Here is a 24,124-nt window from a genome sequence, read left to right on the forward strand (position 1 = left end):
CTCCACCAACCCATAGAAAAAGGCCCCGGCGATCGCTCGCCGGGGCCTTTTCGTTATCACTCGAAGCCCAGTGCTCCGTGCGGTGTTATTCCGCCGCGGCCGGCACCAGATCCGGTTCCGCGTGCGTGGTCTTGCTGCCCCAGAGAGCATAGAACAGCACGTAGAGTTCGCAGATCGCGGTCAGCAGGAACGAGGTCTGCAGGCCGTAAGTGTCGGCCAGCCAGCCCTGCACCACCACCAGCGCGCCACCGGCGATCGCCATCACGAGCAGGCCCGAAGCTTCTTCGGTCAGCGGACCAAGGCCCTTGATGCCGAGCGTGAAGATGGTCGGGAACATGATCGAGTGGAACAGGCCGACGAGGATCAGCGACCACATCGCGACGGGACCGTGCGCGAAGACAGTGATCATCATGACCGCGAAGGCGCCGATCGAGAAGAACGCGAGCACCTTGCCGGCGTCGATCTTCTGCATCACCAGCGAACCGACGAAACGGCCGACCATCATGCCGCCCCACAGGAAGCTGAGGTAATTGCCGGCCTGCTCATGCGTCAGGTTGGCGATGTCCGGCTGGCTGACGAAGTTCACGAAGAGGTTGGCAACGCCGATTTCCGCGATCAGGTAGATGAAGATCGCCGGCACGCCGAACACCAGGTTGCGGTGCTTGAACAGTTCCGGATTGATCAGGCCCTTGCGCTTCGCCTTGTCGGCGGGCGAGGTCGACTTCATCGCCGGCAGCGGGAACTTGGCGATCACGACGGCCAGGATCACCAGCACCACAGCGACCAGCGCGTAAGGCAGGATCACCGAGTGCGCGTCGGCCATGCGCTCAGCCTCGGTCAGCACGGTGCCGGCAGTGGCCGTACCGCTCTTCGAACGGCCGAGAATCAGGTAGGCGCCGAACATCGGGGCCAGCATGGTGCCCATCGAGTTGAGCGCCTGCACCAGATTGAGGCGCGAAGAAGCGGTCTCGGGCTTGCCGACAACGGCGACGTAGGGGTTCGCGGCGACCTGAAGCAGCGTGATGCCGCTGGCGATCACGAACAGCATGACCAGCGTCACGCCATAGGACGGAATGCTGGCGGCCAGCATCATGCCCAGTGCACCCGCCGCCATGATCAGCAGGCCGGTGACCAGCGACTTCTGGTAGCCGATCCGCTCGATCAGCTTGGCCGAGGGGATCGAGGCGAAGAAATAGGCGATGAACCACACCGATTCGATCAACGTCGTCTGGGTGTAGCTCAGCGAGAACACGGCGCGCAGGTGCGGCAGCAGCGTGTTGTTGATGACGGTAATGAAGCCCCACATGAAGAAAAGGCTGGCAAGCAGCGCCAGCGCGGGGCCGTAGCGGACACCCGCCTGCGGCGTGTGCGCCACCGGGGCATCGGCAGATGATACCACTGAGGGCATGACTATCCTCTCGTTACAGAACTGCCGGCCTGTGATTGTCCAATCTGGGGCAAACCGGCTTGCGCTCTTTCTATTTGTCGGACTATATGCGCAGAACCTCTCCGTCAATGGCTTCTCGCGCTGGGCGAGCGCCGTTCACATGAGATTCGAACGCACACAGAAATCAGAATGGGAGCTAAGGGAATGGGGATTCTGCGCAAGGCATTTGTGAATTCTTCCGCGCTTTCTCTTGCCTGCGTAATGGCGAGCACAGTTGCAGGCACCGCATTCGCAGCCGACGCATCGCAGGCCCCTGCCGGCACGCTTTCCAACGGCAGCGCCGTCACCGCTGTGACGCTGAAGGCCGGCAACGGCGTTTCCGCCACGATTCTCAGCTTCGGCGCCACGCTGTGGAAGCTGAACGCGCCCGACCGCGACGGCAAGGTGGCCAACGTGCTGCTGGGCTATGACGACATCGCCAGCTACGAAAAGCGTCCGAACTACTGGGGCGCCACCATCGGCCGCTACGGCAACCGCATCGCCAACGGCCAGTTCAGCCTGGACGGCAAGACCTACCAGCTTCCCCAGAACGACCACGGCCAGTCGCTGCATGGCGGCGGCAAGGGCTGGGACGTGCAGAACTGGAAGGTCGAATCGATCAAGTCCGGCCCCGTCGCCACCGCCGTTTTCACGCTTGTCAGCCCTGACGGCGATTCGGGCTACCCCGGCACGGTGAAGACCAAGGTGACCTACTCGCTGGACGAGAAGGGCAACCTGCAGATCGTGTTCGAGGCGACGACGGACAAGCCCACGGTCATCAACATGACCAACCACGCCATCTTCAACATGGCCGGTGAAGGCAGCCCGCGCGACGCCATCCAGGACCTGCTGACGATCCCGGCGGGCCACTACACCCCGGTGAACGACAAGCTGATCCCGACCGGCGAACTGCGCGACGTGACCGGCACCGCGTTCGACTTCCGCAAGGCCACCGTCGTCGGCGAACGCATCCGCGACGGCAAGGACGAACAGATCGTCATGGGCCGCGGCTATGACCACAACTTCGCGCTCGACAAGGGTGTGACCAAGACGCCGGAACTGGCCGCCCGTCTTGAAGATCCCGTTTCGGGTCGCGTACTCGAACTGCTGACGACCGAACCGGGCGTCCAGTTCTATGCCGGCAACTTCCTCGATGGCACTTTCATCGGCAAGAACGGCCACCTCTATCGCATGGGCGACGGCATTGCACTGGAACCGCAGAAGTTCCCGGATTCGCCGAACCACGCGAATTTCCCGTCCACGCGCGTCGATCCCGGCAAGCCCTACAAGCATGTCATGATCTATCGCGTTACCACTTCTTCGCGCTGACAGAACGAAACGAACGCCCCATGACCGACAAGACTGCACCGAAGCTGCGCTCGCGCGCATGGTTCGATAATCCCGAAAACATCGACATGACCTCGCTCTATCTGGAGCGGTACCTGAACTTCGGCCTCAGCCTGGAAGAGCTTCGCTCGGGCAAGCCGATCATCGGTATCGCCCAGACCGGCAGCGACCTGTCGCCCTGCAACCGCCACCACCTGGTGCTGGCCGAGCGTATCCGCGAAGGCATCCGCGAAGCCGGCGGCATCGCCATCGAATTCCCGGTCCACCCGATCCAGGAAACCGGCAAGCGCCCCACCGCCGGCCTCGACCGCAACCTGGCCTACCTTGGCCTGGTCGAAGCGATCTACGGCTACCCGCTTGACGGCGTGGTGCTGACCACCGGCTGCGACAAGACCACCCCGGCGCTGCTGATGGCGGCGGCCACCGTGAACATCCCGGCGATCGCGCTTTCGGTCGGCCCGATGCTCAACGGCTGGCACAAGGGCGAGCGTACCGGTTCGGGCACGATCGTGTGGAAGGGCCGCCAGATGCTGGCGGCGGGCGAGATCGACGATGAGGGCTTCATCAAGCTCGTCGCGTCGTCGGCCCCCTCCACCGGCTACTGCAACACCATGGGCACGGCGACGACGATGAACTCGCTCGCCGAAGCGCTGGGCATGATGCTGCCGGGTTCGGCCGCGATCCCCGCGCCCTACCGTGACCGCCAGGAATGCGCATGGCGCACCGGCAAGCGCATCGTCGACATGGTGCACGAGGACCTGAAGCCCTCGGACATCCTGACGCTGGAAGCGTTCCACAACGCCATCGCCGTCAACGCCGCCATCGGCGGTTCGACCAACGCCCCGATCCACCTGGCCGCCATCGCCCGCCACATCGGCGTCGATCTGCCGCTGAAGGACTGGGAACGCATCGGCCACAAGATCCCGCTGCTGGTGAACCTGCAGCCTGCCGGTGAATACCTGGGCGAAGACTACTATCGTGCCGGCGGCGTGCCGGCCGTGGTCGCGCAGCTGATCAAGCAGGGCCTCATCCATGAGGGCGCGATGACCGTCAATGGCCAGACCATGGGCGACAACTGCCGCGATGCCACCATCGAGGACGAACGCGTCATCAAGACCTTCGACCAGCCGCTGGTCGAGGAAGCGGGCTTCCTGGTGCTGTCGGGCAACCTGTTCGACGCCGCGATCATGAAGACCAGCGTGATCTCCAAGGAGTTCCGCGACCGCTATCTGTCGAACCCGGCAGATCCGGACGCCTTCGAAGGCCCGGCCGTGGTGTTCGACGGTCCCGAGGACTATCACCACCGCATCGATGATCCGGCCACCGGCATCACGCCCGACACGCTGCTGTTCATGCGCGGCGCCGGCCCGATCGGCTATCCGGGCGCGGCGGAAGTCGTGAACATGCGTCCGCCGGCCTATCTGATCACCGAAGGCGTCACCGCGCTTCCGTGCATCGGTGATGGCCGCCAGTCCGGCACTTCGGGCAGCCCCTCGATCCTCAACGCCAGCCCCGAAGCGGCGGCGATGGGCGGTCTGGCCCTGCTGGAAACCGGCGACCGCGTGCGCATGGACCTGAAGAAGGGCCGCGTCGACGTGCTCGTTTCGGACGAAGTGCTGGCGACGCGTCGTGCGGCTCTGGAAGCCAAGGGCGGCTATGCCTACCCGGCCTCGCAGACCCCGTGGCAGGAAATCCAGCGCGCGGTCGTCGGCCAGATGGACACCGGCGCGATCCTCGAAGGCGCCGAGAAGTACCAGCGTATCGCCCAGACCAAGGGTCTGCCGCGCGACAACCACTAAGCCACAACCAAATGCCCGGACCGAAGCCACATCGCTTTGGTCCGGGTCGGCTCCGGCCCACTCTCCCACTGGTCCTGCCACCGAGTCTGCACAAGGCAGGGGGCTGGTGGAAGAGTGGGCCGGAACCGTATCTGCCCCACACTTCACATCAGCAAACCGACGATTTGGGAGACTTGGGATGACACTCTGGCGCAAGATCGATCGCGACGTCCGCGACACGCTGGGCGAAGGCGCACTGTGGTCCGCGCGCGACAATGCGTTCTACTGGGTGGATATCCTGGCCCCCGCGCTCAACCGCCTGAGCCTGTCCGACAACACCGTTACCCGCTGGGACATGCCTGCCCGCCTCGGCTGGGTCGCTCCGCGTGCGGAAGGCGGGTTGATCGGCGGTTTCCAGGACGGCGTCGCCAATATCACGCTCGATCCGCTGACGATTTCCGATCGCAACGATCCCGAACCGCACCTGCCCGGCAACCGCATGAACGACGGCAAGGCCGACCGCCACGGCGCGATCTGGTGCGGCACACTGGAAATGGCGGAAGAAAATGCCATCGGCACACTCTACCGCCTCTCGCCCAGCGGCGACTGGCAGGTGATCGATTCCGGCTACACCGTGCCCAACGGCCCGGCCTTCTCGCCCTGCGGCCAGTGGCTCTACCATACCGATTCGGCCCTGCGCACGATCTACCGCTTCAAGCTGGACGAACGCGGCGCCCCGCACAGCGAACATGATCGCGAGGAATTCATCCGCTTCTCCGAAGAGGACGGCTATCCGGACGGCATGACCACCGATGCCGAGGGTTTCCTCTGGGTCGCCCATTGGGATGGCGGCAAGATCACCCGCTTCGCACCCGACGGCACGCGGGAACGCTCGATCGAACTGCCCGCCAAGCGCATCACCAACATCGCCTTCGCCGGCGAGAACCTGGACCGCATGTTCGTGACTTCGGCTTCGAAGGGCCTTCCGGAATCGGAATCCGACGGCGCGCTGTTCGAGGTGGAATCGGGTGTGACCGGCAATCCGGCGGGCGTCTATCTGGGCTGAGGTTTGGGGCTCTGCCGCCCTAAACCAACATGCCTTTTAAAAAACGGACCTAGCCCAACAAACTCCGTCGTCCCCGCGCAGGCGGGGACCCCGCTTGTTCTTGCGGCGTGGCGAAAAGGAAGCGGGGCCCCCGCCTGCGCGGGGGCGACGAGAAGTTGGCGGGTAGGGCGTGCACATCCCGCCCCCATCCTTCGCCATTGCGAGCGTAACGAAGCAATCCAGCGGCGCGAGACACCCCCTCACACAATATCCGCCACACCCTCCAGACTTTCCCGCAGCTTGCCCAAGGCCTGCGCCTTCAACTGGTGCACGCGCGGGATGGAGACTTGCAGGACTTGCGCGATCTCGGCCAGATTCAGCTCCTCCACGAAGTAAAGCTGCACCACCAGCATCAGCCGCTCCGGCAGTTCGGCAATCGCGCTGACCACTGCCCCGCGCAGTTCCTCGTCCGCCAGCAGTTCCAGACTGTCCGGCCGATCGTCGGCGAAAGCCATGCTCTGGTCCGAATAGGTCTCGTCGATCGAATCGAAGCGCAGCGGCTGGCTGGAATCGCGCAGGCCGGCCAGTTCCGCCTCGTCGATCCCCATCGCCTCGGCCAGTTCGTGGGCATGGGGCTCCCGGCCGAGGGTGCCGCGCAAGTCGCGCTCCTTCTCCGCCAGTTGCCGCCGCCGTTCGTTGGCCCCGCGCGACATCGGCACGGTGCGGCGGATCAGGTCCACCATCGCCCCGCGCACGCGCATCTTGGCATAGGCGGCAAAGCCGTCCTCGCCCGGTCCCTGATGCTTCTGCGCGCATTCGGTCAGCGCGACGAGGCCCGCTTGCATCAGGTCTTCCACCTCGATCCCCGGCCGGCCGGAACCCTGCACGTGCCAGGCCAGGCGCCGGACCATGGGTAGGAAGCGGCGCACCCGGTCGGCAACGTCGCCCTGATAGGCCCCGGCAACGCGGGCGCCATAGGCTCCCAGAACGGTGAAGCCTCTCTGATCCTGTTTCATGCAGCCATGCTTTCGGCTTGGTCGTTATCGAAATCGGGGTGCGGCAGGCCCGCCATGCCCCGCTCGGGAACCGGCGCGCCCACAACGTCGATCACCTCGATCGGCTGGGTCGGCGGCAGTTCGGCAATGGAAAGCACCAGGCAACCCGGTGCGCGCAGCCGCAGCAGTGCCGCCAAGGCCCGCCGCGCGCGCGGCTGGACCACCAGCGCCAGCGGCGTTGCCCCGGTACCGCGCGCCGCGATCAGCGCGGCGATCCGCTCCCCGATCATGCGCGCAAGGTCGGGTTCGATCACCGGCTGGCCGGTGGTCGGATCCTGCATGCCCTGGATGATCGCGGATTCGAGCCCGGCGTCGAGCGTCAGCACCGGCAGCCGCTCGCTGGGCGGGCAGACGCGGCCGACGATCAGCGCCCCCAGATCGGCGCGCACCAGATCGACCAGCCGGTCATGCTCCACCGTTTGCTGCAGCGCGCGGCCAAGGCTGGCGAAGATCGGCAGCGGGTGGGCAATGGGAATGCCATCCTCCAACAGCGCGCGCAGCAGGCGGGTAAGCGCGGCGAGCGAGAGCGGCTGCGGATGCACCGTCTCCACCAGACCCGCCGAATGGGTCTTCAGCGAATCGACCAGCGCCTTCACTTCGTCCGGCCCCAGCAGGTCCTGCGGGCGTTCGGACAAGAGCTGGTTCAGGTGCGTGGCGATCACCGTGCCGGCGTCCACGGTCAAGAACCCTTCGGCGATGGCGTGATCGCGCGAGGCAGGGTCGATCCACAGCGCCGGGCAGCCGAAGCTGGGATCGTGCGTCGCCTCTCCGCGCAAGCTGTGGCCGGGCCGCGCCTCTCCGGCGTCGATGGCCAGCACGCGGTCGGCGCGGATCACGGCACCGCCGAGGTTCACGCCGCCCAGGGTGACGCGGTATTCGTGCGGCGGCATGTCCAGCGCGTCACGCACGCGGAATTGCGGGATGATGAAGCCGAAAGCTTGGCTCAACTGCTTGCGCACGCCGGTAACGCGGCTGACCAGCGGCGATCCGCGCCGCTCGTCCACCAGTTGCACAAGGCCATAACCCAGTTCGATGGTGACCAGCGTGTGGTCGGACACATCCTCCAGATCGATGCGTGAGGGATCGACGGCGGGCGGCACCTCCATCACCGGCTCGGCCGCCAGCGCCTGCCGCTGGCGCATCTTGTGCCAGATCCACAGCGCCAGCGCCGCCGCCGGCAGGAACACCGTCTGCGGCATGGCCGGGATCATGCCGATGGCACCCAGCACCACGCCCACCGGCAGCCATGTGGCCGGGGAAGCGAACTGGCCGCCGATCTGGGCGGCAAGGTCGCGCCCCTCGCCCAGCCGGTCGTCGGACACGCGGGTCACGATCACGGCAGCGGCGATCGAGAGCAGCAGCGCCGGAACTTGCGCCACCAGCGCGTCGCCGATGGCCAGCGTGATGTAGGTCTGCGCCGCCTCGCTGGCCGAAAGCCCGTGGCTGATCATGCCCAGGCAGAACCCGGCGACGATGTTGACGCCCAGGATCAGCAGCGCGGCGATGGCATCGCCCTTCACGAACTTGGAAGAACCGTCCATCGATCCGTAGAAATCGGCCTCGGTCGCCACTTCGCGGCGGCGGGCGCGGGCTTCATCGGCGGTCATCAGCCCTGCGGCAAGGTCGGCGTCGATCGCCATCTGCTTGCCCGGCAAGGCATCCAGCGTGAAGCGCGCGGACACTTCCGAAACGCGCCCCGCACCCTTGGTCACCACCACCAGGTTGATGATGATCAGGATCAGGAACACGAAGATGCCGACTGCGAAGTTGCCGCCGATCAGGAAGCGCCCGAAGCTTTCGATCACCTTGCCCGCCGCCGCCTCGCCCTCATGCCCGTGGACGAGCACCACGCGGGTGGACGCGACGTTGAGCGCCAGGCGCAGCAGCGTGGCGAACAGCAGGACCGATGGGAACGAGGAGAAGTCCAGCGGCCGCTGCGCATTCATCGCCGCCATCAGCACCGCCAGCGACAGCGCGATGTTCAGCACGAACGAGATGTCGAGCACGAAGGCCGGCACCGGCACGATCATCAGCACGATAAGCGTCAGGATGCCTGCGGGCAGCGCCGCTGCCGCCGGGTTGCCGAAGCGGGTGAGGAGGTTCCGGTTCACAATCCAAGCCCCGCAAGTCGGGCATAGGCCGCGCGCACATTCGCGGGCGCGGCAGTGCCGGTGGCGTTGAACATGCTTTGCAGTGCGTCAGCCATGGTGCCGCCGCCGCCCGATTGGGCGACTTGCGGCGCGTCCCCGGCGCGGCGGTGAAATTCACGCGCCACCGGGCCCATCGGCATATCGGGCTGCTGCGACACCGACTCGTAGGCGATGCGCGGGCTGGCAGAACTGGCCAGCATGTCGATCGAAGGCAGCCCGTCGGCGCCGCCCATCGCCGTGGAGACCTTGCCGCGCATCAGCGACATCACATCGCCCAGGCTGCGTGCCCCGCCGCCCGAATAGAAGATCGTGGGATTGGCCGCCGCCGCGCGCGGCAGGATCGATGCCGCGCTTTGCGAGGGGTCGGCGGAGAGCGCGGAAAGGAACTGGTTGGCCCCGCCCACGCCCAGAAAGTGTGCCAGATAAAGCTCGGTCGCGTCCGGTTCCCGGCCCAATTGCGCAGTCAGCCCGGCCTTGTTGTCGCTGGCGAGTTCGGCGGCCATCATCGCCGAGGCATCGGCGTCATAGCGCAGGCCCATGACTTGCGCGCGCATCCCGGGATCGGTCATCTGCCCGCCGGCGATCGCCTGCTGGACCCAGGCCATGCCGTGGTCCGCCGCGTGGCGCCCCAAGGTCTGCAACCAGGTTCCATCGGTAAACTGGAACAGCCCGGTGGCGCTGGAGGTGGAGGCGCGGGCGGTGGGGTCCAGGCTCGATTCAAGCTTGGCCTGCGCCAGCAGGTAGCGGAAATCCACCCCCGTCGCCTGCGCGGCGCGGGCGATGGCACCCTGCACCCGTGTTGCCGTGTTCGTCGCGCCCGCGCCGCTGGCGCCCGCAACTTGTCCTTCGCTCAACTCTTCGCTCCCGATCCGGATCGTTTCGGGAGATGTTCAGCAAGAGCCGTGCCAGAACCGGGCTGGCAACCGGCCGGAAGAGGGTTGGAAAGGGGCCTTAGCGCCGGCCCGCCGCCAGGGCGTAGTTCGCCCCGGCCCGATAGAGCCGCGAACTGCCGGTCAGGACATCCAGCCGCTTGGCGACATTGGCGGCGATGATGTTGCGAACCTGGCGATTTACCTCGTTCAGCCGCTTGGCGGTTTCCACCATGCCGCGGCATTCATCGTCGAGATCGTCGATCGTCGCATGTTCCAGTTCGCCGCAGAGCCAGTCCTTGGCCTGGGTGGCGCCGATGATCGCGTCGAGGTCCAGACCGGCAAGCGCCTGCCGCTCGCTTTCCAGAACGGCAAGCATTTGCCGCAGGGTTTCGTGCAATTCGCGACCGTCGCCTGCCGGATTCGTCTGCGTCATTACTCGGGGCTCCTGAGCAGCATTCCCGCTGCAATGATGGCATCGGCGATCTGGGTCGGGATCACCGGATAGGTGCCGTTCTCCACGGCCTTGCGGATCAGCGCCACGCGGTCGCTGTCGACCGGGATCTGACCGGGATCGAGCGCTGCGGAGGCTTCCACAGCGGTGCTGGCGGTGGCGGCGGTAGACCGCGCCTCGCTCGATTCCGCGCTGACGGTAACGCCGTTGGCGCCGGACAAGGTTTCACCGCCTGCCGTGCGGGCAAGCCGTGCACTGACCGCGCTGGTCGCTCCCACTTCGATAGGTGGCATGGTGCCGCTCCTTCCTAAAATCTGGCCCATCGGGCTCAAGTCTTGCCCTTGAAGGACGGTGCGGCCCGGGAAGTTTTAAGGATCACGGCGAGATTCTGCGCAAGATTTGCCGGATAGACCGAGGAAACCCACAAAATCAGCGGCGCAGAAAGGTTAAGGCAGCGGAACCGCCACGGTGCCAGGGCTGACGATCTGCGCGCGCAGTTCCTGCGTGCGGTTCATCGTGCCGGCACCGGACACCGGGCGCACGCGAATCCAGTCGCCTTCCGCGCCGCCTTCCAGCGCCATTCCGGGCTGGGTCACCGTGAACCCCTCCCCCGCGACCGAGATGGCCACGGCGTCGCCGCGCTTCACCACCTGCTCGGCCGGGGCCTGGGCCACGGTGGCCGGGCGGCGTACCGGCACGAACAGCCGCCAGCCGCCGGGATCGCCGCATTGAACCACTACGCTGTCCTGCCCGTTCCCGCGCCAGGAAAGCGCCACGCCGCTGCGGCACGGCGCCAGCCGCAGCCGGCGGTCCACCGGGGTGAGCGCACCGCCGATCTCGCCCACGGGCGCGCCGGTGAAGGCGGCAACCTGCCGGTCGATCGCGTCGAGATCGGCGAACGGGCTGGAGGCGGAGGCGCTGAGGATAAGCAGGGCAGGGATCATTGCGGCACGGGTCCATGGCTTGAGGCTTGCCCGGACGGACGCAAGCTTCGTGCCATGCCCTCCACCGAAGGCGACGGGGCCGGCGGCAAGGGGGGGATGGCGGGCGCATCGAACGCCAGCGCCGCCTGCGGCGGCCCGGCGCCGGGTTCGACGACGATCCGTGCCCCGCCGAAATCGGATGCCCCGGCCTGCGCCTGCCGCAGCATGGCCGCTGCCGTCTCCAGTGCCCGTGCTTCCGCGCCGGGTGCATAGGCGACGGTGATCGTCAGTTGCTGGCGGGGATCGCGCGGCTGCTGGCTCAGCCAGCGCGCCAGCGGCGGCGCACCGGGGCCGGCGATGTAGACCGCCAGCGCCTCGCCCCGGTCCGATGGTCCGGCAGGGGGGCGGGCGACGGCGGCTGGCGGCCTGTCGGGCCGGTGTCTGGCCGGCGGCCGATGCGTCACGGCAGCGGCCGTGATCATGAACAGGATCAACGACAGATCGGCAAGCGAGGTCTGCCAGCTGACCGCCGTGCGCGCGCTCACCAGCTTCCTCCCCGGCTCCAGTCGTCGCTTTCGTCCAGAACGGCGTCGGCCGGATCGGTTCGGGCGGATTCGGGACGCTCCTGCACCCCGTGATCGTCTTCACGCGGGATCGCCATGCGGCGCGGCTTGAGGTCGGACGGCAGGGCATCCACCACCTGCCCCTTCAGCCAGTCCAGCACTTTCTCCCGCTCCCCCTCCTCGTCCGCCGCGCGGCGCGCCACCACGCGGGCCAGCGGCGCGAAGACCAGATTGCCCAGCAGCAGACCGTAAAGCGTGGTCAGCACCGCCAGCGAGATCACCCGGGTGAAATCGTCCATCGCCGCATCGCCCCCCGGCATCTGCGCCAGCGAGATCAGCGTGCCGGCGAGGCCAAACACCGGCGAGAGATCCGCCGCCTGATGCAGCGTGCGCACCGCGCGCGCGGTCAGCTCTCCACGCCGCTGCTTGTGCGCGGCATGGGCGATGTTCAACGCATCCAGCGATCGGCTGGTGATGAACAGGCTGGTCGCCTCGTCGAATTCGGGATCGCCCGAACGGAACGGCTGTGCGCGGATCACCCCGTCGCGCTGCATTTCCTGGATATGCACGGCCAGCGCGGTCTTCGCGCGCGCCGCGCGAAAGCGGGGCCGCGCCAGTTCGCGCAGCGCGGCGCCGACCAGCCGGGTATCGGCCAGCCCACAGCGCAGCACCGTCCCCAGCAGGGTGCCGCCCACGACGATGACGGCGCTGGTGCCGTCGAACAGGGTACGCGGATCGATCACGCGGTCCTCCTTTTTCCAGACAAGAACGGCGGATCGCGCAGGCTTTCAGGCGGAGGCCGCGATTTGCCGCTTTCCGGCAAGCGATTGCCGCCCACGCCCCGGATCCGATGCACGACCCGGCCGGAACGGCGATTGGCACACCCCTTGCTATCCGAATGCGACAATGCCCGCTCAACCGGGGCCCCTTCAACTGGAGCCCCTTCAATCGGAGCCAAGAACAATGTCGCAAGATCTGTTCGGGATTCACGCCCAGGCGCTGGAGCTACGCTCCCGCCGCATGGGCCTGATCGCCTCGAACATCGCCAATGCCGCCACGCCCGGATACAAGGCGAAGGACATCGATTTCACCGCCGCGCTCAAATCCGCAGAGCGTGGGGGCAACATCGATGCCGCCGCCGACGATGCCACGCAGTACCGCATCCCCGTCATGCCCTCTCTCGATGGCAACACGGTGGAGATGCAGAACGAGCAGGTGGCGTTCTCCGAGAATGCGGTGGGCTATTCCGCCACGCTCCAGTTCATCAGCGCCCGGGTCAATTCCGTCACCCGCGCGCTGAAGGGCGAATGACCGTGGCCAGAGTTCCCTTGGGCAACCAACAGCCGATGACGATGTTCAGCCTGGCCCAGCGCGCCATGTCGGCGCAGCTGGTGCGGATGAACGCGGCGGCATCGAACCTGGCCAATGCCGGATCGGTCGCGGGCAGCGAGGACGGCACCTACAAGCCGATCCGCCCGGTCTTCGCCACCGATCTGGACCGCGAAAGCGGCCTCGCCTCGGTCGATGTCGAAGGCGTGCAGCGCGAACAGGCCGCCGCCGTGCGCCAGCACGATCCCAGCCACCCGCTGGCCGATGCCAACGGCGACGTCTGGGTCGCCCCCGTCGATGAGAATGCCGAGATGGTCGAGATGCTCGAAGCCTCCCGACATTACCAGAACCTGGTCGAGGCTCTTTCGACCGCCAAGCAGCTCATGCTCGACACTGTGAGGATGAAATGACCGTCAGCAACGTCAACAACAACGCCAGCACTGCCGCCACCAAGACGACGACGAAGTCATCGCTCGCCGATCTGGATCAGGGCGATTTCCTGAAGCTGATGATCACCCAGATGCAGCAGCAGGACCCGTTCAACCCCGTCGACCAGACGCAGATGCTGGCCCAGATGGCGCAGTTTTCCTCGCTCGCGGCCACATCCACGATGTCGGACACGCTCAGCACGATCTCGTCCAAGCTGGACACGCTCGTCTCCGCCCAGACCGCATCGCAGAAATCGCTTTCCGATCTGGTCAGCGCGGTCACCGGCGCGGCCGGCACCGCCGACAGCAGCCAGACTTCCGCCAGCTGACCCCCTTTTTTCCAGGAGCTTTCCCATGTCCTTCTACACTTCGATCACCGGGCTGAAGAACGCCCAGACCGACCTGAACGTCATCGCCAACAACATCGCCAACTCGGAAACGGACGGCTTCAAGAAGAGCACCGCCTCGTTCGCCGACATCGTCTCCGCCTCCGTGCTCAGCGATCCCAAGACCACCGTGGGCATCGGCGCGCGCGTCTCCTCGATCAGCCAGAATTTCGATCTGGGGGCGATCGAGCAGACCGGATCGGCGCTGGACGTGGCGATCAAGGGTGACGGCTTCTTCACGGTCGTCTCCCCCACTTCGGGCGACACCGAATATACCCGCGCCGGATCGTTCACGATGGATGGCGACGGCTACATCAAGAACCCGCAGGACGCGCGGCTGCAGGTGTTCCCGGTCGACGCCAGCGGCGCAATCACCTCCACCACGCCGCAGAGCGCGCAGATCCCCACCACCAATGCCGCCGGTTCGGAATTCGCCGGCGTCACCATCGGATCGACCGGCGAAGTGGTCGCCACTTATGCGGACGGCACCAATACCACTGTCGGCGTGCTGGCGCTGGCCTCGTTCGTGGCGCCCACCGGCCTCAAGCAGATGGGCGATGCCAGCTGGAAGGCCACCGGCGTTTCCGGCGCGGCGACTTACGGCCAGCCGGGATCGGGACAGTACGGTTCGCTGCTGTCGGGCTCGCTCGAACGGTCGAACGTCGATCTGGCGGAGGAACTGGTCTCGCTGATCACCGCGCAGCGCGATTTCCAGGCGAACGCGAAGGCGATCGATACCGCCTCGCAGATTTCGCAGACGATCATCAACCTGCGGACCTGACGCGGTAGCTGACCCATGGATCGCCTGATCTACACCGCCGTTTCCGGCCTCAATGCCTCGCTCAACCGCGAACGCGTGATCGCCAGCAACATGGCCAACACGCACACCACCGGCTTCAAGTCCGAAGTGCTGCAGGCCGCGCCGACGACGCTGGAAGGCCCCCAGCTGGAAGTGCGCGCACTTTCCAGCAGCGGGGTCATCGGCGCCTCGATGAAGCAGGGGGAGATTGCCCGCACCGGCAATCCGCTCGACGTGGCGCTGCAGGGCCAGGCCCTGCTGGCGGTGCAGGCCGGCGACGGGCAGGAAGTCTACACCCGCCGGGGCGACCTTTCGGTCACCGCAACGGGAGTGCTCCAGAACGGCGACGGGTTGCCCGTGCTGGGCGACAATGGCCCGATCACGGTGCCGCCGGGCGGCACCGTCACCATTGCCGACGATGGCGGCATCCTGGTGGCCGATCCCACCACGCCGGACGAACCGCCACAGCGGGTGGACAAGTTGCGGCTGGTCAGCGCCACCGGCAGCCAGATCGCCAAGGACCTTTCGGGCACGTTCCGCGTCGTCACGGCGAATGGCCAGCCCCCCGGCGCCCTGCCGGTGGACGAGAACGCACAGGTGATTCCCGGGGCCCTGGAACAGTCCAACGTCAACGCATCGGAGGTACTGACCGACATGATCTCGGCCCAGCGCCTTTTCGAGATGCGCACCAAACTGGTCGAGACCGCGCGTCAGGTCGACGAAGGCGGCGTCCGGCTCATGCGCATAGACAGCTGAGGAAACATAGAAAATGCCCAGTTCCGCACTACAGGTCGCCCGTACCGGTCTTGAGGCGCAGGACACGCGGATGCGCGTCATCGCCAACAACCTGGCCAACGTATCGACCACATCGTTCAAGCGCGATCGCGCCAATTTCGCCACGCTGGCCTATCAGGACGCGCGCGTCGCCGGCGCGCAGTCCTCCAACGAGACGGTCTACGCCACCGGACTGAACCTCGGCACCGGCGTGTCGATCCAGTCCACCTCGCGCATCGATACGCAAGGGACGCTGCAGACCACCAACAACACCTTCGACCTGGCGCTGGACGGCGACGGCTATTTCCAGATCAGCCTGCCCGGCGGCCAGTTGGCCTATACTCGCGCGGGCAATTTCACCCGCTCGTCCGAGGGCCAGTTGGTGACGACGCAGGGCTATATCGTCCAGCCGCCGATCACCGTGCCCGAAGGGGCAACCTCGGTCACCGTCTCGCAGGACGGCACTGTCTCGGCGCAACTGGCCGGCCAGTCGGACCCGTCGCAACTGGGCCAGATCACCGTGGCCAGCTTCACCAACCCGGCCGCCTTGCAGGCCGGTGCGGACAACTTCCTGCTGGAAACCGCCGCCAGCGGCCCGGTGCAATTGGGCATCGCCGGACAGGACGGGCGCGGGCAGATCCGGCAGGGGATGCTCGAAGCCTCGAACGTCAACGTGGTCGAGGAACTGGTCGACATGATCGAGACGCAGCGCGCCTACGAGATCAATTCCAAGATGATCTCCGCCGTGGACGAGATGCTGCGCAACGCGAACCAGACGTTGTGACCGCCATGGGGTGCGCGATGATTTCAGCTTTGGGCCAGCGTGATGGCGGGTCCTTCGACAAGCTCAGGACGGGCGGAGTGGGGGTGTTTCCGCCCATCCGCTCCATGGCACTCTCCCCGCTCATGCTGAGCTTGTCGAAGCATGCCCGCACCCCACTGAGCCTGCTCGCCGGCGCCGCGCTGTGCCTGACGCTCACCTCTCCCGCGCTGGCGAAGAAGCCGCCCAAGCCCTCCGGGTTCGAGCCGACCCTACCCGCGCCCCTGCCCGCACCGGCGCCGGAGGCCCAGCCGACCGGCGGCATCTTCAACGTCTCGCTCGGCTATGCCCCGCTTCACGGCGGCACGCGCGCCGCGCATGTCGGCGATGCGGTGACGATCGTGCTGGTGGAAAGCACCACCGCGGCCAAGACCGTCAGTTCCAAAAGCCAGAAGGGCGGCGGCGCCGCCATCGTGCCGCCCACCAAGGGCCCTCTGTCGTTCCTGAAGGCCGATGCGCTTAATGCCAGCAGTTCCTCGACGTTCAATGGTCAGGGCAATGCGGCGCAGACCAGTACGCTGGTCTCGACCCTGTCCGTCACCATCGCGGAAGTCCGCCCCAACGGCACCGCGCTCGTCAAAGGAGAAAAGAAAATGCTGGTCAGTCAGGGCGACGAATGGATCCGGTTTTCCGGCATCGTCCGCCTCGCCGATATCGACGAGGACAACCAGATCGCCTCGACCCGCGTTGCCGACGCGCAGATCGAATATACCGGCAAGGGCGCAATCATGCGTTCGGGCCGCCAGGGCTGGCTGGGCCAGTTCTTCAACATGATCTCGCCCTTCTGATGCGCAGCGAACGTGAACATCTGATCCACCGCATCACCGGCGCGATCCTGGGCATGCTGCTGATCGCCATGATTGCGCTGATCGTGTTCCTGGCCCCGGTCCAGGCCCATGCGGAACGCGTGCGCGACCTTGGCCAGTTCCAGGGCGTGCGCGAGAACCAGCTGACCGGCTACGGCATCGTCGTCGGCCTGCCCGGCACCGGGGACGACAATCTGGAATATACGACGCAGGCGATGAAGGGCGTTTCCGGCCGCATGGGCCTGACGCTGCCGCCCGGCGTCTCGCCCGGGCTGAAGAACGCCTCCGCGGTGATGGTCACCGCCGAACTGCCCGCCTTCGCCAAGCCCGGCCAGCGGATCGACGTGACCGTCTCCGCCATCGGCAAGGCCAAGTCGCTGCGCGGCGGTTCGCTGATCATGACCCCGCTCTACGGTGCGGACGGGCAGATCTACGCGATGGCGCAGGGCAACCTTGCGGTCGGCGGGCTGGGCATTTCCGGCAAGGACGGCTCCAACGTCACCGTCAACATCCCCACCGTCGGCCGCATTGCCGAAGGCGCCAGCGTGGAGCGCGCCGTCGCCACCGGGTTCGACAGCAACGCCGTGCTGCGCTGGAACCTGTTCGACGCCGATTTCCTGACCGCCGCACGCGTGCGCGATGCCATCAACAACCGCCTGCCGGGCACCGCCTCGGTCGAGGACGGGGTGACGCTGGCGCTGCACCTGCCGGCAGAGCCCGATACCCGCGCCAGCGTGATGGCCGCGATCGAGATGATCGAGGTCGACCCGGCCGAGACCCCGGCGCGCGTGGTGGTGAACAGCCGCACCGGCACCGTGGTCATCAATTCCGCCGTGCGCCTTGCCCCGGCCGCGATCAGCCACGGCAAGCTGACCGTGCGCGTGGAGGAGCGGCCAACGGTCGTCCAGCCCGCACCATTCAGCCAGGGCCGTACCACCGTGGAGCAGAACTCCACCCTGGCCGTGGAGGAGGAGAAGCGCGCGGTGATGCTGTTCAAGGGCGGCGCCTCGCTGGCCCGCGTGGTCGATGCGCTGAACCTCTTGGGCGTCACCCCGTCCGACCTCGTGGCGATCCTCGAAGCGCTGAAGCAGGCCGGCGCGCTGAAGGCGGAGATGGTGGTGATATGAGCACGATCGACACCACCCTTCCCGGCATGACCGTCCAGCCCGGCGCCACCGACCGGGAAAAGCTGAAGGCCACCGCCAAGCAGTTCGAATCGATGCTGGTGCGCCAGATGCTGGCCGCTGCGCGCAAGACCGACTTCGGCGGGGATGACGTGTTCGGCAGCCAGGCGATGGATACCTTCAACCAGATGCAGGACGAACACTTTGCCGACGTGACCGCGCAAAGCGGCGTGCTGGGCCTGGCCTCCATCCTGGAAGCGCAGATGCAGCGTTTCCTGCCCGCCGACGAAGCCGCGACCGCCCAGACCGCCGCGACTTCGACACCCACGACACCGTCTCAGGGGAAAGCCTAAGCCATGGCCTCGAACCTCATCTCGATCGCCAACTCGGGCGCCCGCGCCGCCAAGGCCGCGCTCGACGTTACTGCGCAGAACATCTCCAACGCCTCGTCCGATGGCTATGTGCGGCGCAGCGTCTCGCTGTCGGAAATGGCGGTCAACTCGGTCAGTTCCGCGCCCAACGCGATCAATCTGGCAGGCGTGCGCGTCTCCGGCATCGTGCGCAATGCGGACATGTTCCGCCAGTCCGAAGTGCGCCGCACCGGGGCCGATGCAGCGCGCGCCGATGCCGAAGTGCAGGGGCTGGAGAATGTCGAAAGCGCGGTGGAGCAGACCGGCGTCTACGATTCCGTCGTCAGTTTCGAAGCATCCCTGAAGCAATTGCTGTCCGATCCCACCGATGGGTCGCTGCGTGCCTCCGCGCTGGAACAGGGCCGCACGCTGGCGCAGACGATGAACACCGCCGCCTCCAGCCTGGACGCCGCCGGCCAGGGCCTGCGGTTCGAGGCGCAGGACGGCGTCTCTCAGGTCAACACGCTGTCCGCCGAACTGGCGCGCGTGAACTTGCGCCTTGCCCGCTCCTCCGATTCTTCCAGCGACCAGTCCAGCCTGCTGGACCAGCGCGATTCGCTGCTGGAAAAGATCAGCGGCTACGTCGACATTTCCACCAGCTTTGCCGACGACGGCACGGTGGAAGTGCGGCTGGGCGGCACCACCGGGCCCGATCTGGTCAACGGCGGCACCGCCGCCACGCTGGCCACGAACACCGAGAGCGACGGCACCCTCAGCTTCACGCTGGACGGCAATGCCGCCACGATCTCCTCCGGATCGGTGGCCGGCAAGAACCAGGCGCTCACCGAACTCGCCAATGTCCATTCGCAGCTCGATTCCATCGCCTCCGAAGTGATGACCGCGATCAACGGCGCACAGACCGCCGGGGTGGACCTGAACGGCAATGCCGGGCAGCCGATGTTCTCCGGCACCGATGCCGCCAGCATGTCGCTCTCCCTCACCAGCGGCAGCCAGATCGCCACGGCCCCGGCCGGCGCGGGGGCCAACAGCCGCGATGCCTCCAACCTGGAATCGATGCGCAGCGCGCTGGACGCGGCAGACCCGGCCGGGGACATGGACACGCTGCTGTTCGGCATTTCCAGCGCCGTTGCCGGCCGCACGGTCACGCGCGATTCGCTGGAATCGATCGCCAGCAACGCCAAAGTCGCGCTGGAAGCGCAGGCGGGCGTCGATCTCGATCAGGAAGCGGTGAACCTCACCCTGTTCCAGCAGGCCTACCAGGCCAATGGCCGGGTCATGCAGGTCGCCTCCGACATCTTCGATTCCATCCTCTCGATCAGCTGATCCGACCGGAGCCCACCCCTATGACTATCGTTTCGACCAGCACCGGCGCCTTCTTCGAGAGGTCGCGCAACGACATGAAGACCTTGCGCACGCAGGCGGAAAACTATCAGTCCCAGATGGCGAGCGGATTGAAGTTCGATCGTTCGTCGGACAATCCGGTGGCGGCATCGCGCCTGCGCAGCCTGTCGCGGCAGGAGGCGCTTTCGGGCATCGACAAGACCAATGCCCAACGCGCCAATGCCGATCTTTCGCTGGCGGATTCGACGATGTCGGACATGTCGGACACGCTGATGCAGGTGCAGGAACTGGCGACGCAGGCGGCCAGTTCCACCCTTACCGACGATCAGCGCGCCTCTATCGGCACCCAGCTGGACCAGATCTTCAGCAACCTGCTGGCACTGGCCAACGCCCGCGATTCCAACGGCCATGCGCTGTTCGGCGGGGCGAGTGCGGGCGATGCCTACTCGCTCGATTCCTCTGGCAACGCGGTCTACGTCGGCACCGCCAGTTCGGACAGCCTGCCGCTGGGCGACGGGCAGAGCGTGACGCGTTCGATGACCGGGCCGCAGTTCCTCAGCTTCACCAATGCCAGCGGCAACCAGACCGATCTGCTGGCGGTGGTAAAGGGCCTTGCCGATGCACTGAAGGGCGGCTCCGCCGACCCGACCGCGGCCGCTTCCTCCGCGCTGACCGACCTGAAGACCGGGCTGGACACGCTGACCACCGGCCAGACCGTGATCGGCACCCGCCTTGCGTGGATCGACGTGGTGGACGACCGGCGCACCAACTTGTCCGAACTGCGCTCCACCGAGGAATCGGACATCGGCGGCGCCGATCCCGCCACCACGATCGCCAATCTTCAGGAAACCATGACGGTTCTGGAAGCGGCCCAGTCGACTTTCGGCAAGCTCGCCTCGCTCAGCCTGTTCAACGCGATCAGCTGATCCGCAAAAACCGGCCGTACCAACCCTCAAGCCAGCCTGAGGGCGCGGCGGCCGGTCTTCAACACCACGGGGAACGTTAACCATGTTTGCAGTGATCGGCGTCGTCATCTTGCTGGTGATGGTGTTCGGCGGCTTCGCGATCACCGGCGGCGCGCTCGGCCCGGTGATGGAGGCGATTCCGCACGAAATGCTCATCATCGGCGGCGCCGCGCTGGGTGCCATCGTCACCGGCAATTCGATGCACGAGATCAAGGCCCTGGGCAAAGGCGTGGGCAAAGTGTTCAAGGGCCCGCGCCACAACAAGCAGGACCATGTGGATGCGATCATCCTGACGGTGCGGCTGATGAAGCTGCTGCGATCCGAAGGCCCGGTGGCGCTGGAAAGCCATGTGAATGAGCCGCAGAATTCCGCGCTCTTCGCCGAATTCCCGCGCCTGCTGGCCAATGATGCGCTGGTCCACCTGATCTGCGACACGCTGACCCTGATCGTCGTCTCGTCCGGCACGCTGGAAGTCCACGCGGTGGAGGACGTGATGGACAATTCGATGAAGACCCACTTCCACGAACTGCACGAACCACAGCACGCCTTCCAGAACCTGGCGGATTCGCTGCCGGCGCTGGGCATCGTCGCCGCCGTGCTGGGCGTGGTGAAGACGATGGGATCGATCGACAAGCCGCCCTCGATCCTGGGCGGCATGATCGGCTCTGCCCTTGTCGGCACGTTCATGGGCGTCTTGCTCGCCTATGGCATCGTCGGCCCGATGGCCGGCCGCATGAAGCAGATCAACGAGCAGGACGAACAGATCTTCCAGGCCGTGAAGCAGGTGATCATCGCGTCCTTGCACGGCTGGCCGCAGCCGCTGGTGGTGGAATCGGCCCGTTCCGGCCTTGGCCATGCCTTCCGTCCCGGCCTTTCCGAACTGCTCGACGCGATGAGGGGCCGCTGAGGTGGCCACGAAAAAGCCGAAGGAGGCGCCGCGGCCGATCATCGTCAAGAAAGTGACGGTGGTGGAAGCCGGGCACCACGGCGGTGCCTGGAAAGTGGCCTATGCGGACTTCGTGACGGCCATGATGGCCTTCTTCCTGCTGCTGTGGATCGTCGGCGCCACCACCGAAAAGCAGCGCAAGGGCATTGCCGACTACTTCTCCCCCACCCTGGTCAAGACGCGGCAGGGCAGCGCCGGATCGGCCAACGGGCTGCTGGGCGGATCGTCGCTGACGGAAAAGGACAACCTGCCCCACGCCGGCGGCACCGGCACCAAGACCATCACCATCCCGCGCGATGCCACCGGCGGTAACCGGGAGGGCGGCACCCCGATCAAGCGCACCTCGCTGGCGCGCGAGGCGCTCAATCGCAAGCTGCAGTCGACGGCGGAGCTGCGCAAGCTGGCCAAGCAGATCCGGATGGTGGACACCACCGAGGGCATCCGGATCGACATGGTGGACGATGCCGATTTCTCGATGTTCCGGCTGGGCACCACGATCCTGACGCCGCAGGCGCAGGAACTGCTGAAGGCGATTGCGGAGGCGATCGGCAAAGACGGCGGCCCGCTGACCGTGCGCGGCCACACCGATGCGATCCCCTATCGCGACGGCGTGCCCGGCAACAACTGGTCGCTCTCCGCCGGCCGCGCCGAGGCGACGCGCCAGCAACTGATCGCGGACGGCGTTCCCGACGACCGCTTCAAGCGCATCGAGGGCGTGGCTGACAAGGAACTGCTGATCCCGCAAGACCCGCATGATCCGCGTAACCGCAGGATTTCGATCACGATCGCGAACTAGGGGCGAGCTTTGTTCTCGCGAACCGTTAGGTTCCGGCGTTTCTCGATACGGCACGAACTTCGGAAAACGCCAACCGACGTAAAGACCTGAACGTCAGTCCCTAAACTTCGTCACCCCCGCGAAGGCGGGGGCCCCGCTTCCTTTGCACCCTCTCACTTTGGCACAAGACAAGCGGGATCCCCGCCTTCGCGGGGATGACGGGTTTGCCGCATTCAGGGGCGGGTGCGCAGGCCCACCCCGCTGCGGCTAGGCTCGCCTGCGGCTCACCAAGCCTCGCGGCCCTCCCGCTTGCGGGAGGGCCTAATTGTGCCTCGCTCGATCCGTTGTGCCGTTATCCCCTCCCGCAAGCGGGAGGGGCAGCGAGACTTGGGCTTGCAAAGCAAGTCCTAGTCGCAGCGGGGTGGGCAGGCGCAACCCCAGCGACAATCAAGCCGCCTCCAGCACCATGTTGAACGGCCCCTCCGTGGCCCGGCGCACGAACGTAAACCCAGCCTCCCGCATGATCGCGGACAGCCTGGCCTCCCCGGCCTGCGCCCCCAGCCCTTCGCCCACTTCCTGATCGAGCGAGGTCGGCACGCAGATCATGGTGGAGGCATTGTAGTAAAGCCGGCCGACCGGGTTGAAGTTCTGCTCCGGCGCATCGCCGGCGATCGGTTCCACCACCATCCAGCGCCCGTGCGGCGCCAGCATCTGGCGGATATGCGCCGCGCAGCCGCGCGGGTCGCCCATGTCGTGCAGGCAATCATACATCGTCACCAGATCGAACCCGCCTTCCCCGATGGTCTTCGCGGTGGAGACGTCGAAGCGGACCCGGTCCTCCAGCCCGTGGGCCTGCGCATGGCGGCGGGCCTCCTCGATCGAGGGTTCGTGGAAATCGTATCCGATGAACAGACTGTCCGGATAGGCTTCCGCCATCAGCATCGTCGAGAAACCCACACCGCAGCCGACATCGGCCACTTTCGCGCCCTTGCGCAGTCGGGCTTCCATGCCGTCCAGCGCGGGGATCCAGTTCTGGACGATGTTGTTGACGTAGCCGGGGCGGAAGAACGCCCCGGTGGCGCAGAACAGGCACCCGGCATGATCGCCCCAGCGCACGCCGCTGCCATCGTGAAAGCATTGCTCCACCCGGCCCTCGGCCTCGATCATCGCGGCGACCAGTTCGTAGGCGCCAGCCAGATAGACCGGGCTATCCGGCACCACGAAGACCATCGCCTGCTCGGGAGAGAGGCTGAACGTGCCGCCCGCCGGATCGTAGTTCACATAGCCGTTGGCAGCCTGTGCCAGCGCCCATTCGCGCACGTACCGGGCATGAAGGTTGCCGGCACGCTGCGCCAGTTCCTCCGCCGTCGCCGGGCCTTGCGCCAGCGCCGTGAACAGGCCCAGCCGCAGCCCGACCCGCACCGTCGGCACGCTCATCGCGCCGCCCAGATCGCCCAGCATCTTGCCGATGAAGGCGTGCAGCTTCGCTTCGTCGATATGGTCTGACATCGCGGATCCCCTCTCACCGAGTCGCTATCGTCATGGACCGCCCCTTGCGGCGCAGAATACCATGAGCAGCCGGGACCGGAGACGCAAAAACGGACCCGGCGACTGGGGAAAGCCCGCCGGGTCCGCAGGGCCGCCCCGAAG

26 protein-coding genes are annotated in these 24,124 nt (G+C 66.4%); 16 read left to right on the forward strand and 10 right to left on the reverse strand.

Going from position 1 to position 24,124, the window contains the following annotated elements; all coding sequences use genetic code 11:
- Window positions 1-85: 85 nt before the first annotated feature.
- Entirely contained in the window at window positions 86-1,408 is a 1,323-nt protein-coding gene (locus WBP06_RS13985) for a sugar MFS transporter (protein WP_395328888.1), read from the reverse strand.
- Between the two features lie 240 nt (window positions 1,409-1,648).
- On the opposite strand from WBP06_RS13985, the gene WBP06_RS13990 reads away from it, so the two are divergent.
- The 3 genes from WBP06_RS13990 (at window position 1,649) to WBP06_RS14000 (ending at window position 5,617) form a co-directional block, all read left to right on the forward strand.
- Window positions 1,649-2,755 (forward strand): aldose epimerase family protein, encoded by a 1,107-nt coding sequence (locus WBP06_RS13990; protein WP_395328891.1) that lies wholly within the window; start codon window positions 1,649-1,651, stop codon window positions 2,753-2,755.
- Window positions 2,756-2,775: 20 nt separating this feature from the next.
- Window positions 2,776-4,572, forward strand: coding sequence for an IlvD/Edd family dehydratase (locus WBP06_RS13995; RefSeq protein ID WP_395328894.1), 1,797 nt, complete (start codon window positions 2,776-2,778; stop codon window positions 4,570-4,572).
- A 178-nt stretch (window positions 4,573-4,750) separates the two neighbouring features.
- Window positions 4,751-5,617, forward strand: coding sequence for an SMP-30/gluconolactonase/LRE family protein (locus WBP06_RS14000; protein WP_395328896.1), 867 nt, complete (start codon window positions 4,751-4,753; stop codon window positions 5,615-5,617).
- A 239-nt stretch (window positions 5,618-5,856) separates the two neighbouring features.
- Here WBP06_RS14000 and WBP06_RS14005 read toward each other — a convergent pair whose 3' ends face one another.
- The 8 genes from WBP06_RS14005 to WBP06_RS14040 form a co-directional block, all read right to left on the reverse strand.
- Window positions 5,857-6,612 carry a sigma-70 family RNA polymerase sigma factor gene (locus WBP06_RS14005; protein ID WP_395328899.1) on the reverse strand — a complete coding sequence of 252 codons (756 nt, stop codon included), beginning with the start codon at window positions 6,610-6,612 and terminating at the stop codon, window positions 5,857-5,859.
- Window positions 6,609-8,681, reverse strand: a complete 2,073-nt coding sequence (locus tag WBP06_RS14010; protein WP_395334172.1) for a flagellar biosynthesis protein FlhA — start codon at window positions 8,679-8,681, stop codon at window positions 6,609-6,611. Before WBP06_RS14010 ends, WBP06_RS14005 begins: the two co-directional genes overlap by 4 nt.
- Window positions 8,682-8,758: 77 nt before the next feature.
- The gene (locus WBP06_RS14015; protein ID WP_395328902.1) at window positions 8,759-9,655 is read right to left on the reverse strand and encodes a lytic transglycosylase domain-containing protein; all 897 of its coding nucleotides are present in this window, start codon (window positions 9,653-9,655) and stop codon (window positions 8,759-8,761) included.
- 97 nt (window positions 9,656-9,752) lie between these two features.
- On the reverse strand, window positions 9,753-10,106 hold the full coding sequence (locus WBP06_RS14020) for a flagellar protein FlgN (RefSeq protein ID WP_395328904.1): 354 nt from the start codon (window positions 10,104-10,106) through the stop codon (window positions 9,753-9,755).
- Window positions 10,106-10,417, reverse strand: a complete 312-nt coding sequence (locus tag WBP06_RS14025; RefSeq protein ID WP_395328906.1) for a flagellar biosynthesis anti-sigma factor FlgM — start codon at window positions 10,415-10,417, stop codon at window positions 10,106-10,108. Before WBP06_RS14025 ends, WBP06_RS14020 begins: the two co-directional genes overlap by 1 nt.
- Window positions 10,418-10,570: 153 nt before the next feature.
- Complete coding sequence (locus tag WBP06_RS14030) at window positions 10,571-11,068, reverse strand: flagella basal body P-ring formation protein FlgA (protein ID WP_395328909.1); 498 nt, start codon at window positions 11,066-11,068, stop codon at window positions 10,571-10,573.
- Window positions 11,065-11,592 (reverse strand): hypothetical protein, encoded by a 528-nt coding sequence (locus tag WBP06_RS14035; protein WP_395328912.1) that lies wholly within the window; start codon window positions 11,590-11,592, stop codon window positions 11,065-11,067. The genes WBP06_RS14030 and WBP06_RS14035 overlap by 4 nt, the downstream gene beginning before the upstream one ends.
- Window positions 11,589-12,353, reverse strand: coding sequence for a MotA/TolQ/ExbB proton channel family protein (locus WBP06_RS14040; RefSeq protein ID WP_395328915.1), 765 nt, complete (start codon window positions 12,351-12,353; stop codon window positions 11,589-11,591). The genes WBP06_RS14035 and WBP06_RS14040 overlap by 4 nt, the downstream gene beginning before the upstream one ends.
- A gap of 220 nt (window positions 12,354-12,573) precedes the next feature.
- Here WBP06_RS14040 and flgB point away from each other — a divergent pair, with 220 nt between their 5' ends.
- The 13 genes from flgB to WBP06_RS14105 all read left to right on the forward strand — a co-directional run bounded on the left by flgB (window position 12,574) and on the right by WBP06_RS14105 (window position 22,495).
- Window positions 12,574-12,921 carry a flagellar basal body rod protein FlgB gene (gene flgB, locus WBP06_RS14045; protein ID WP_395328917.1) on the forward strand — a complete coding sequence of 116 codons (348 nt, stop codon included), beginning with the start codon at window positions 12,574-12,576 and terminating at the stop codon, window positions 12,919-12,921.
- A gap of 35 nt (window positions 12,922-12,956) precedes the next feature.
- Window positions 12,957-13,349 carry a flagellar basal body rod protein FlgC gene (flgC, locus tag WBP06_RS14050; protein WP_395334174.1) on the forward strand — a complete coding sequence of 131 codons (393 nt, stop codon included), beginning with the start codon at window positions 12,957-12,959 and terminating at the stop codon, window positions 13,347-13,349.
- Window positions 13,346-13,696, forward strand: coding sequence for a flagellar hook assembly protein FlgD (locus WBP06_RS14055; RefSeq protein WP_395328920.1), 351 nt, complete (start codon window positions 13,346-13,348; stop codon window positions 13,694-13,696). The genes flgC and WBP06_RS14055 overlap by 4 nt, the downstream gene beginning before the upstream one ends.
- Before the next feature lie 25 nt (window positions 13,697-13,721).
- Window positions 13,722-14,534, forward strand: coding sequence for a flagellar hook-basal body complex protein (locus tag WBP06_RS14060; RefSeq protein ID WP_395328923.1), 813 nt, complete (start codon window positions 13,722-13,724; stop codon window positions 14,532-14,534).
- A gap of 15 nt (window positions 14,535-14,549) precedes the next feature.
- Complete coding sequence (locus tag WBP06_RS14065; RefSeq protein ID WP_395328925.1) at window positions 14,550-15,308, forward strand: flagellar basal body rod protein FlgF; 759 nt, start codon at window positions 14,550-14,552, stop codon at window positions 15,306-15,308.
- A 13-nt stretch (window positions 15,309-15,321) separates the two neighbouring features.
- Window positions 15,322-16,110, forward strand: coding sequence for a flagellar basal-body rod protein FlgG (gene flgG, locus WBP06_RS14070; protein WP_395328928.1), 789 nt, complete (start codon window positions 15,322-15,324; stop codon window positions 16,108-16,110).
- Window positions 16,111-16,127: 17 nt separating this feature from the next.
- Window positions 16,128-16,934 (forward strand): flagellar basal body L-ring protein FlgH, encoded by an 807-nt coding sequence (locus WBP06_RS14075; protein WP_395328931.1) that lies wholly within the window; start codon window positions 16,128-16,130, stop codon window positions 16,932-16,934.
- A gap of 53 nt (window positions 16,935-16,987) precedes the next feature.
- Window positions 16,988-18,079 (forward strand): flagellar basal body P-ring protein FlgI, encoded by a 1,092-nt coding sequence (locus tag WBP06_RS14080; RefSeq protein WP_395334176.1) that lies wholly within the window; start codon window positions 16,988-16,990, stop codon window positions 18,077-18,079.
- Window positions 18,076-18,429 (forward strand): rod-binding protein, encoded by a 354-nt coding sequence (locus tag WBP06_RS14085; RefSeq protein WP_395328934.1) that lies wholly within the window; start codon window positions 18,076-18,078, stop codon window positions 18,427-18,429. The genes WBP06_RS14080 and WBP06_RS14085 overlap by 4 nt, the downstream gene beginning before the upstream one ends.
- Before the next feature lie 3 nt (window positions 18,430-18,432).
- The gene (gene flgK / locus WBP06_RS14090; RefSeq protein WP_395328937.1) at window positions 18,433-19,770 is read left to right on the forward strand and encodes a flagellar hook-associated protein FlgK; all 1,338 of its coding nucleotides are present in this window, start codon (window positions 18,433-18,435) and stop codon (window positions 19,768-19,770) included.
- 20 nt (window positions 19,771-19,790) lie between these two features.
- Entirely contained in the window at window positions 19,791-20,714 is a 924-nt protein-coding gene (locus WBP06_RS14095) for a flagellar biosynthesis protein FlgL (RefSeq protein WP_395328939.1), read from the forward strand.
- A gap of 82 nt (window positions 20,715-20,796) precedes the next feature.
- Window positions 20,797-21,660, forward strand: a complete 864-nt coding sequence (gene motA, locus WBP06_RS14100) for a flagellar motor stator protein MotA (RefSeq protein WP_395328941.1) — start codon at window positions 20,797-20,799, stop codon at window positions 21,658-21,660.
- Between the two features lies 1 nt (window position 21,661).
- Window positions 21,662-22,495 carry a flagellar motor protein MotB gene (locus WBP06_RS14105; RefSeq protein ID WP_395328944.1) on the forward strand — a complete coding sequence of 278 codons (834 nt, stop codon included), beginning with the start codon at window positions 21,662-21,664 and terminating at the stop codon, window positions 22,493-22,495.
- Between the two features lie 426 nt (window positions 22,496-22,921).
- On the opposite strand, the gene WBP06_RS14110 is transcribed toward WBP06_RS14105, so the two are convergent.
- Complete coding sequence (locus tag WBP06_RS14110) at window positions 22,922-23,983, reverse strand: class I SAM-dependent methyltransferase (RefSeq protein WP_395328947.1); 1,062 nt, start codon at window positions 23,981-23,983, stop codon at window positions 22,922-22,924.
- Window positions 23,984-24,124 lie beyond the last annotated feature (141 nt).

The sequence above is a fragment of the Novosphingobium mississippiense genome (assembly GCF_044029535.1).
GTDB lineage: Bacteria > Pseudomonadota > Alphaproteobacteria > Sphingomonadales > Sphingomonadaceae > Novosphingobium.

What these genes read in the sequence shown, in the direction of transcription:
- WBP06_RS13985 (WP_395328888.1), bottom strand. Translation starts at nt 1,408, where the DNA reads ATGCCCTCAGTGGTATCATCTGCCGATGCCCCGGTGGCGCACACGCCG.
- WBP06_RS13990 (WP_395328891.1), top strand. Translation starts at nt 1,649, where the DNA reads ATGGCGAGCACAGTTGCAGGCACCGCATTCGCAGCCGACGCATCGCAG.
- WBP06_RS13995 (WP_395328894.1), top strand. Translation starts at nt 2,776, where the DNA reads ATGACCGACAAGACTGCACCGAAGCTGCGCTCGCGCGCATGGTTCGAT.
- WBP06_RS14000 (WP_395328896.1), top strand. Translation starts at nt 4,751, where the DNA reads ATGACACTCTGGCGCAAGATCGATCGCGACGTCCGCGACACGCTGGGC.
- WBP06_RS14005 (WP_395328899.1), bottom strand. Translation starts at nt 6,612, where the DNA reads ATGAAACAGGATCAGAGAGGCTTCACCGTTCTGGGAGCCTATGGCGCC.
- WBP06_RS14010 (WP_395334172.1), bottom strand. Translation starts at nt 8,681, where the DNA reads ATGATCGTGCCGGTGCCGGCCTTCGTGCTCGACATCTCGTTCGTGCTG.
- WBP06_RS14020 (WP_395328904.1), bottom strand. Translation starts at nt 10,106, where the DNA reads ATGACGCAGACGAATCCGGCAGGCGACGGTCGCGAATTGCACGAAACC.
- WBP06_RS14025 (WP_395328906.1), bottom strand. Translation starts at nt 10,417, where the DNA reads ATGCCACCTATCGAAGTGGGAGCGACCAGCGCGGTCAGTGCACGGCTT.
- WBP06_RS14030 (WP_395328909.1), bottom strand. Translation starts at nt 11,068, where the DNA reads ATGATCCCTGCCCTGCTTATCCTCAGCGCCTCCGCCTCCAGCCCGTTC.
- flgB (WP_395328917.1), top strand. Translation starts at nt 12,574, where the DNA reads ATGTCGCAAGATCTGTTCGGGATTCACGCCCAGGCGCTGGAGCTACGC.
- flgC (WP_395334174.1), top strand. Translation starts at nt 12,957, where the DNA reads ATGACGATGTTCAGCCTGGCCCAGCGCGCCATGTCGGCGCAGCTGGTG.
- WBP06_RS14055 (WP_395328920.1), top strand. Translation starts at nt 13,346, where the DNA reads ATGACCGTCAGCAACGTCAACAACAACGCCAGCACTGCCGCCACCAAG.
- WBP06_RS14060 (WP_395328923.1), top strand. Translation starts at nt 13,722, where the DNA reads ATGTCCTTCTACACTTCGATCACCGGGCTGAAGAACGCCCAGACCGAC.
- WBP06_RS14065 (WP_395328925.1), top strand. Translation starts at nt 14,550, where the DNA reads ATGGATCGCCTGATCTACACCGCCGTTTCCGGCCTCAATGCCTCGCTC.
- flgG (WP_395328928.1), top strand. Translation starts at nt 15,322, where the DNA reads ATGCCCAGTTCCGCACTACAGGTCGCCCGTACCGGTCTTGAGGCGCAG.
- WBP06_RS14075 (WP_395328931.1), top strand. Translation starts at nt 16,128, where the DNA reads ATGATTTCAGCTTTGGGCCAGCGTGATGGCGGGTCCTTCGACAAGCTC.
- WBP06_RS14080 (WP_395334176.1), top strand. Translation starts at nt 16,988, where the DNA reads ATGCTGCTGATCGCCATGATTGCGCTGATCGTGTTCCTGGCCCCGGTC.
- WBP06_RS14085 (WP_395328934.1), top strand. Translation starts at nt 18,076, where the DNA reads ATGAGCACGATCGACACCACCCTTCCCGGCATGACCGTCCAGCCCGGC.
- flgK (WP_395328937.1), top strand. Translation starts at nt 18,433, where the DNA reads ATGGCCTCGAACCTCATCTCGATCGCCAACTCGGGCGCCCGCGCCGCC.
- WBP06_RS14095 (WP_395328939.1), top strand. Translation starts at nt 19,791, where the DNA reads ATGACTATCGTTTCGACCAGCACCGGCGCCTTCTTCGAGAGGTCGCGC.
- motA (WP_395328941.1), top strand. Translation starts at nt 20,797, where the DNA reads ATGTTTGCAGTGATCGGCGTCGTCATCTTGCTGGTGATGGTGTTCGGC.
- WBP06_RS14110 (WP_395328947.1), bottom strand. Translation starts at nt 23,983, where the DNA reads ATGTCAGACCATATCGACGAAGCGAAGCTGCACGCCTTCATCGGCAAG.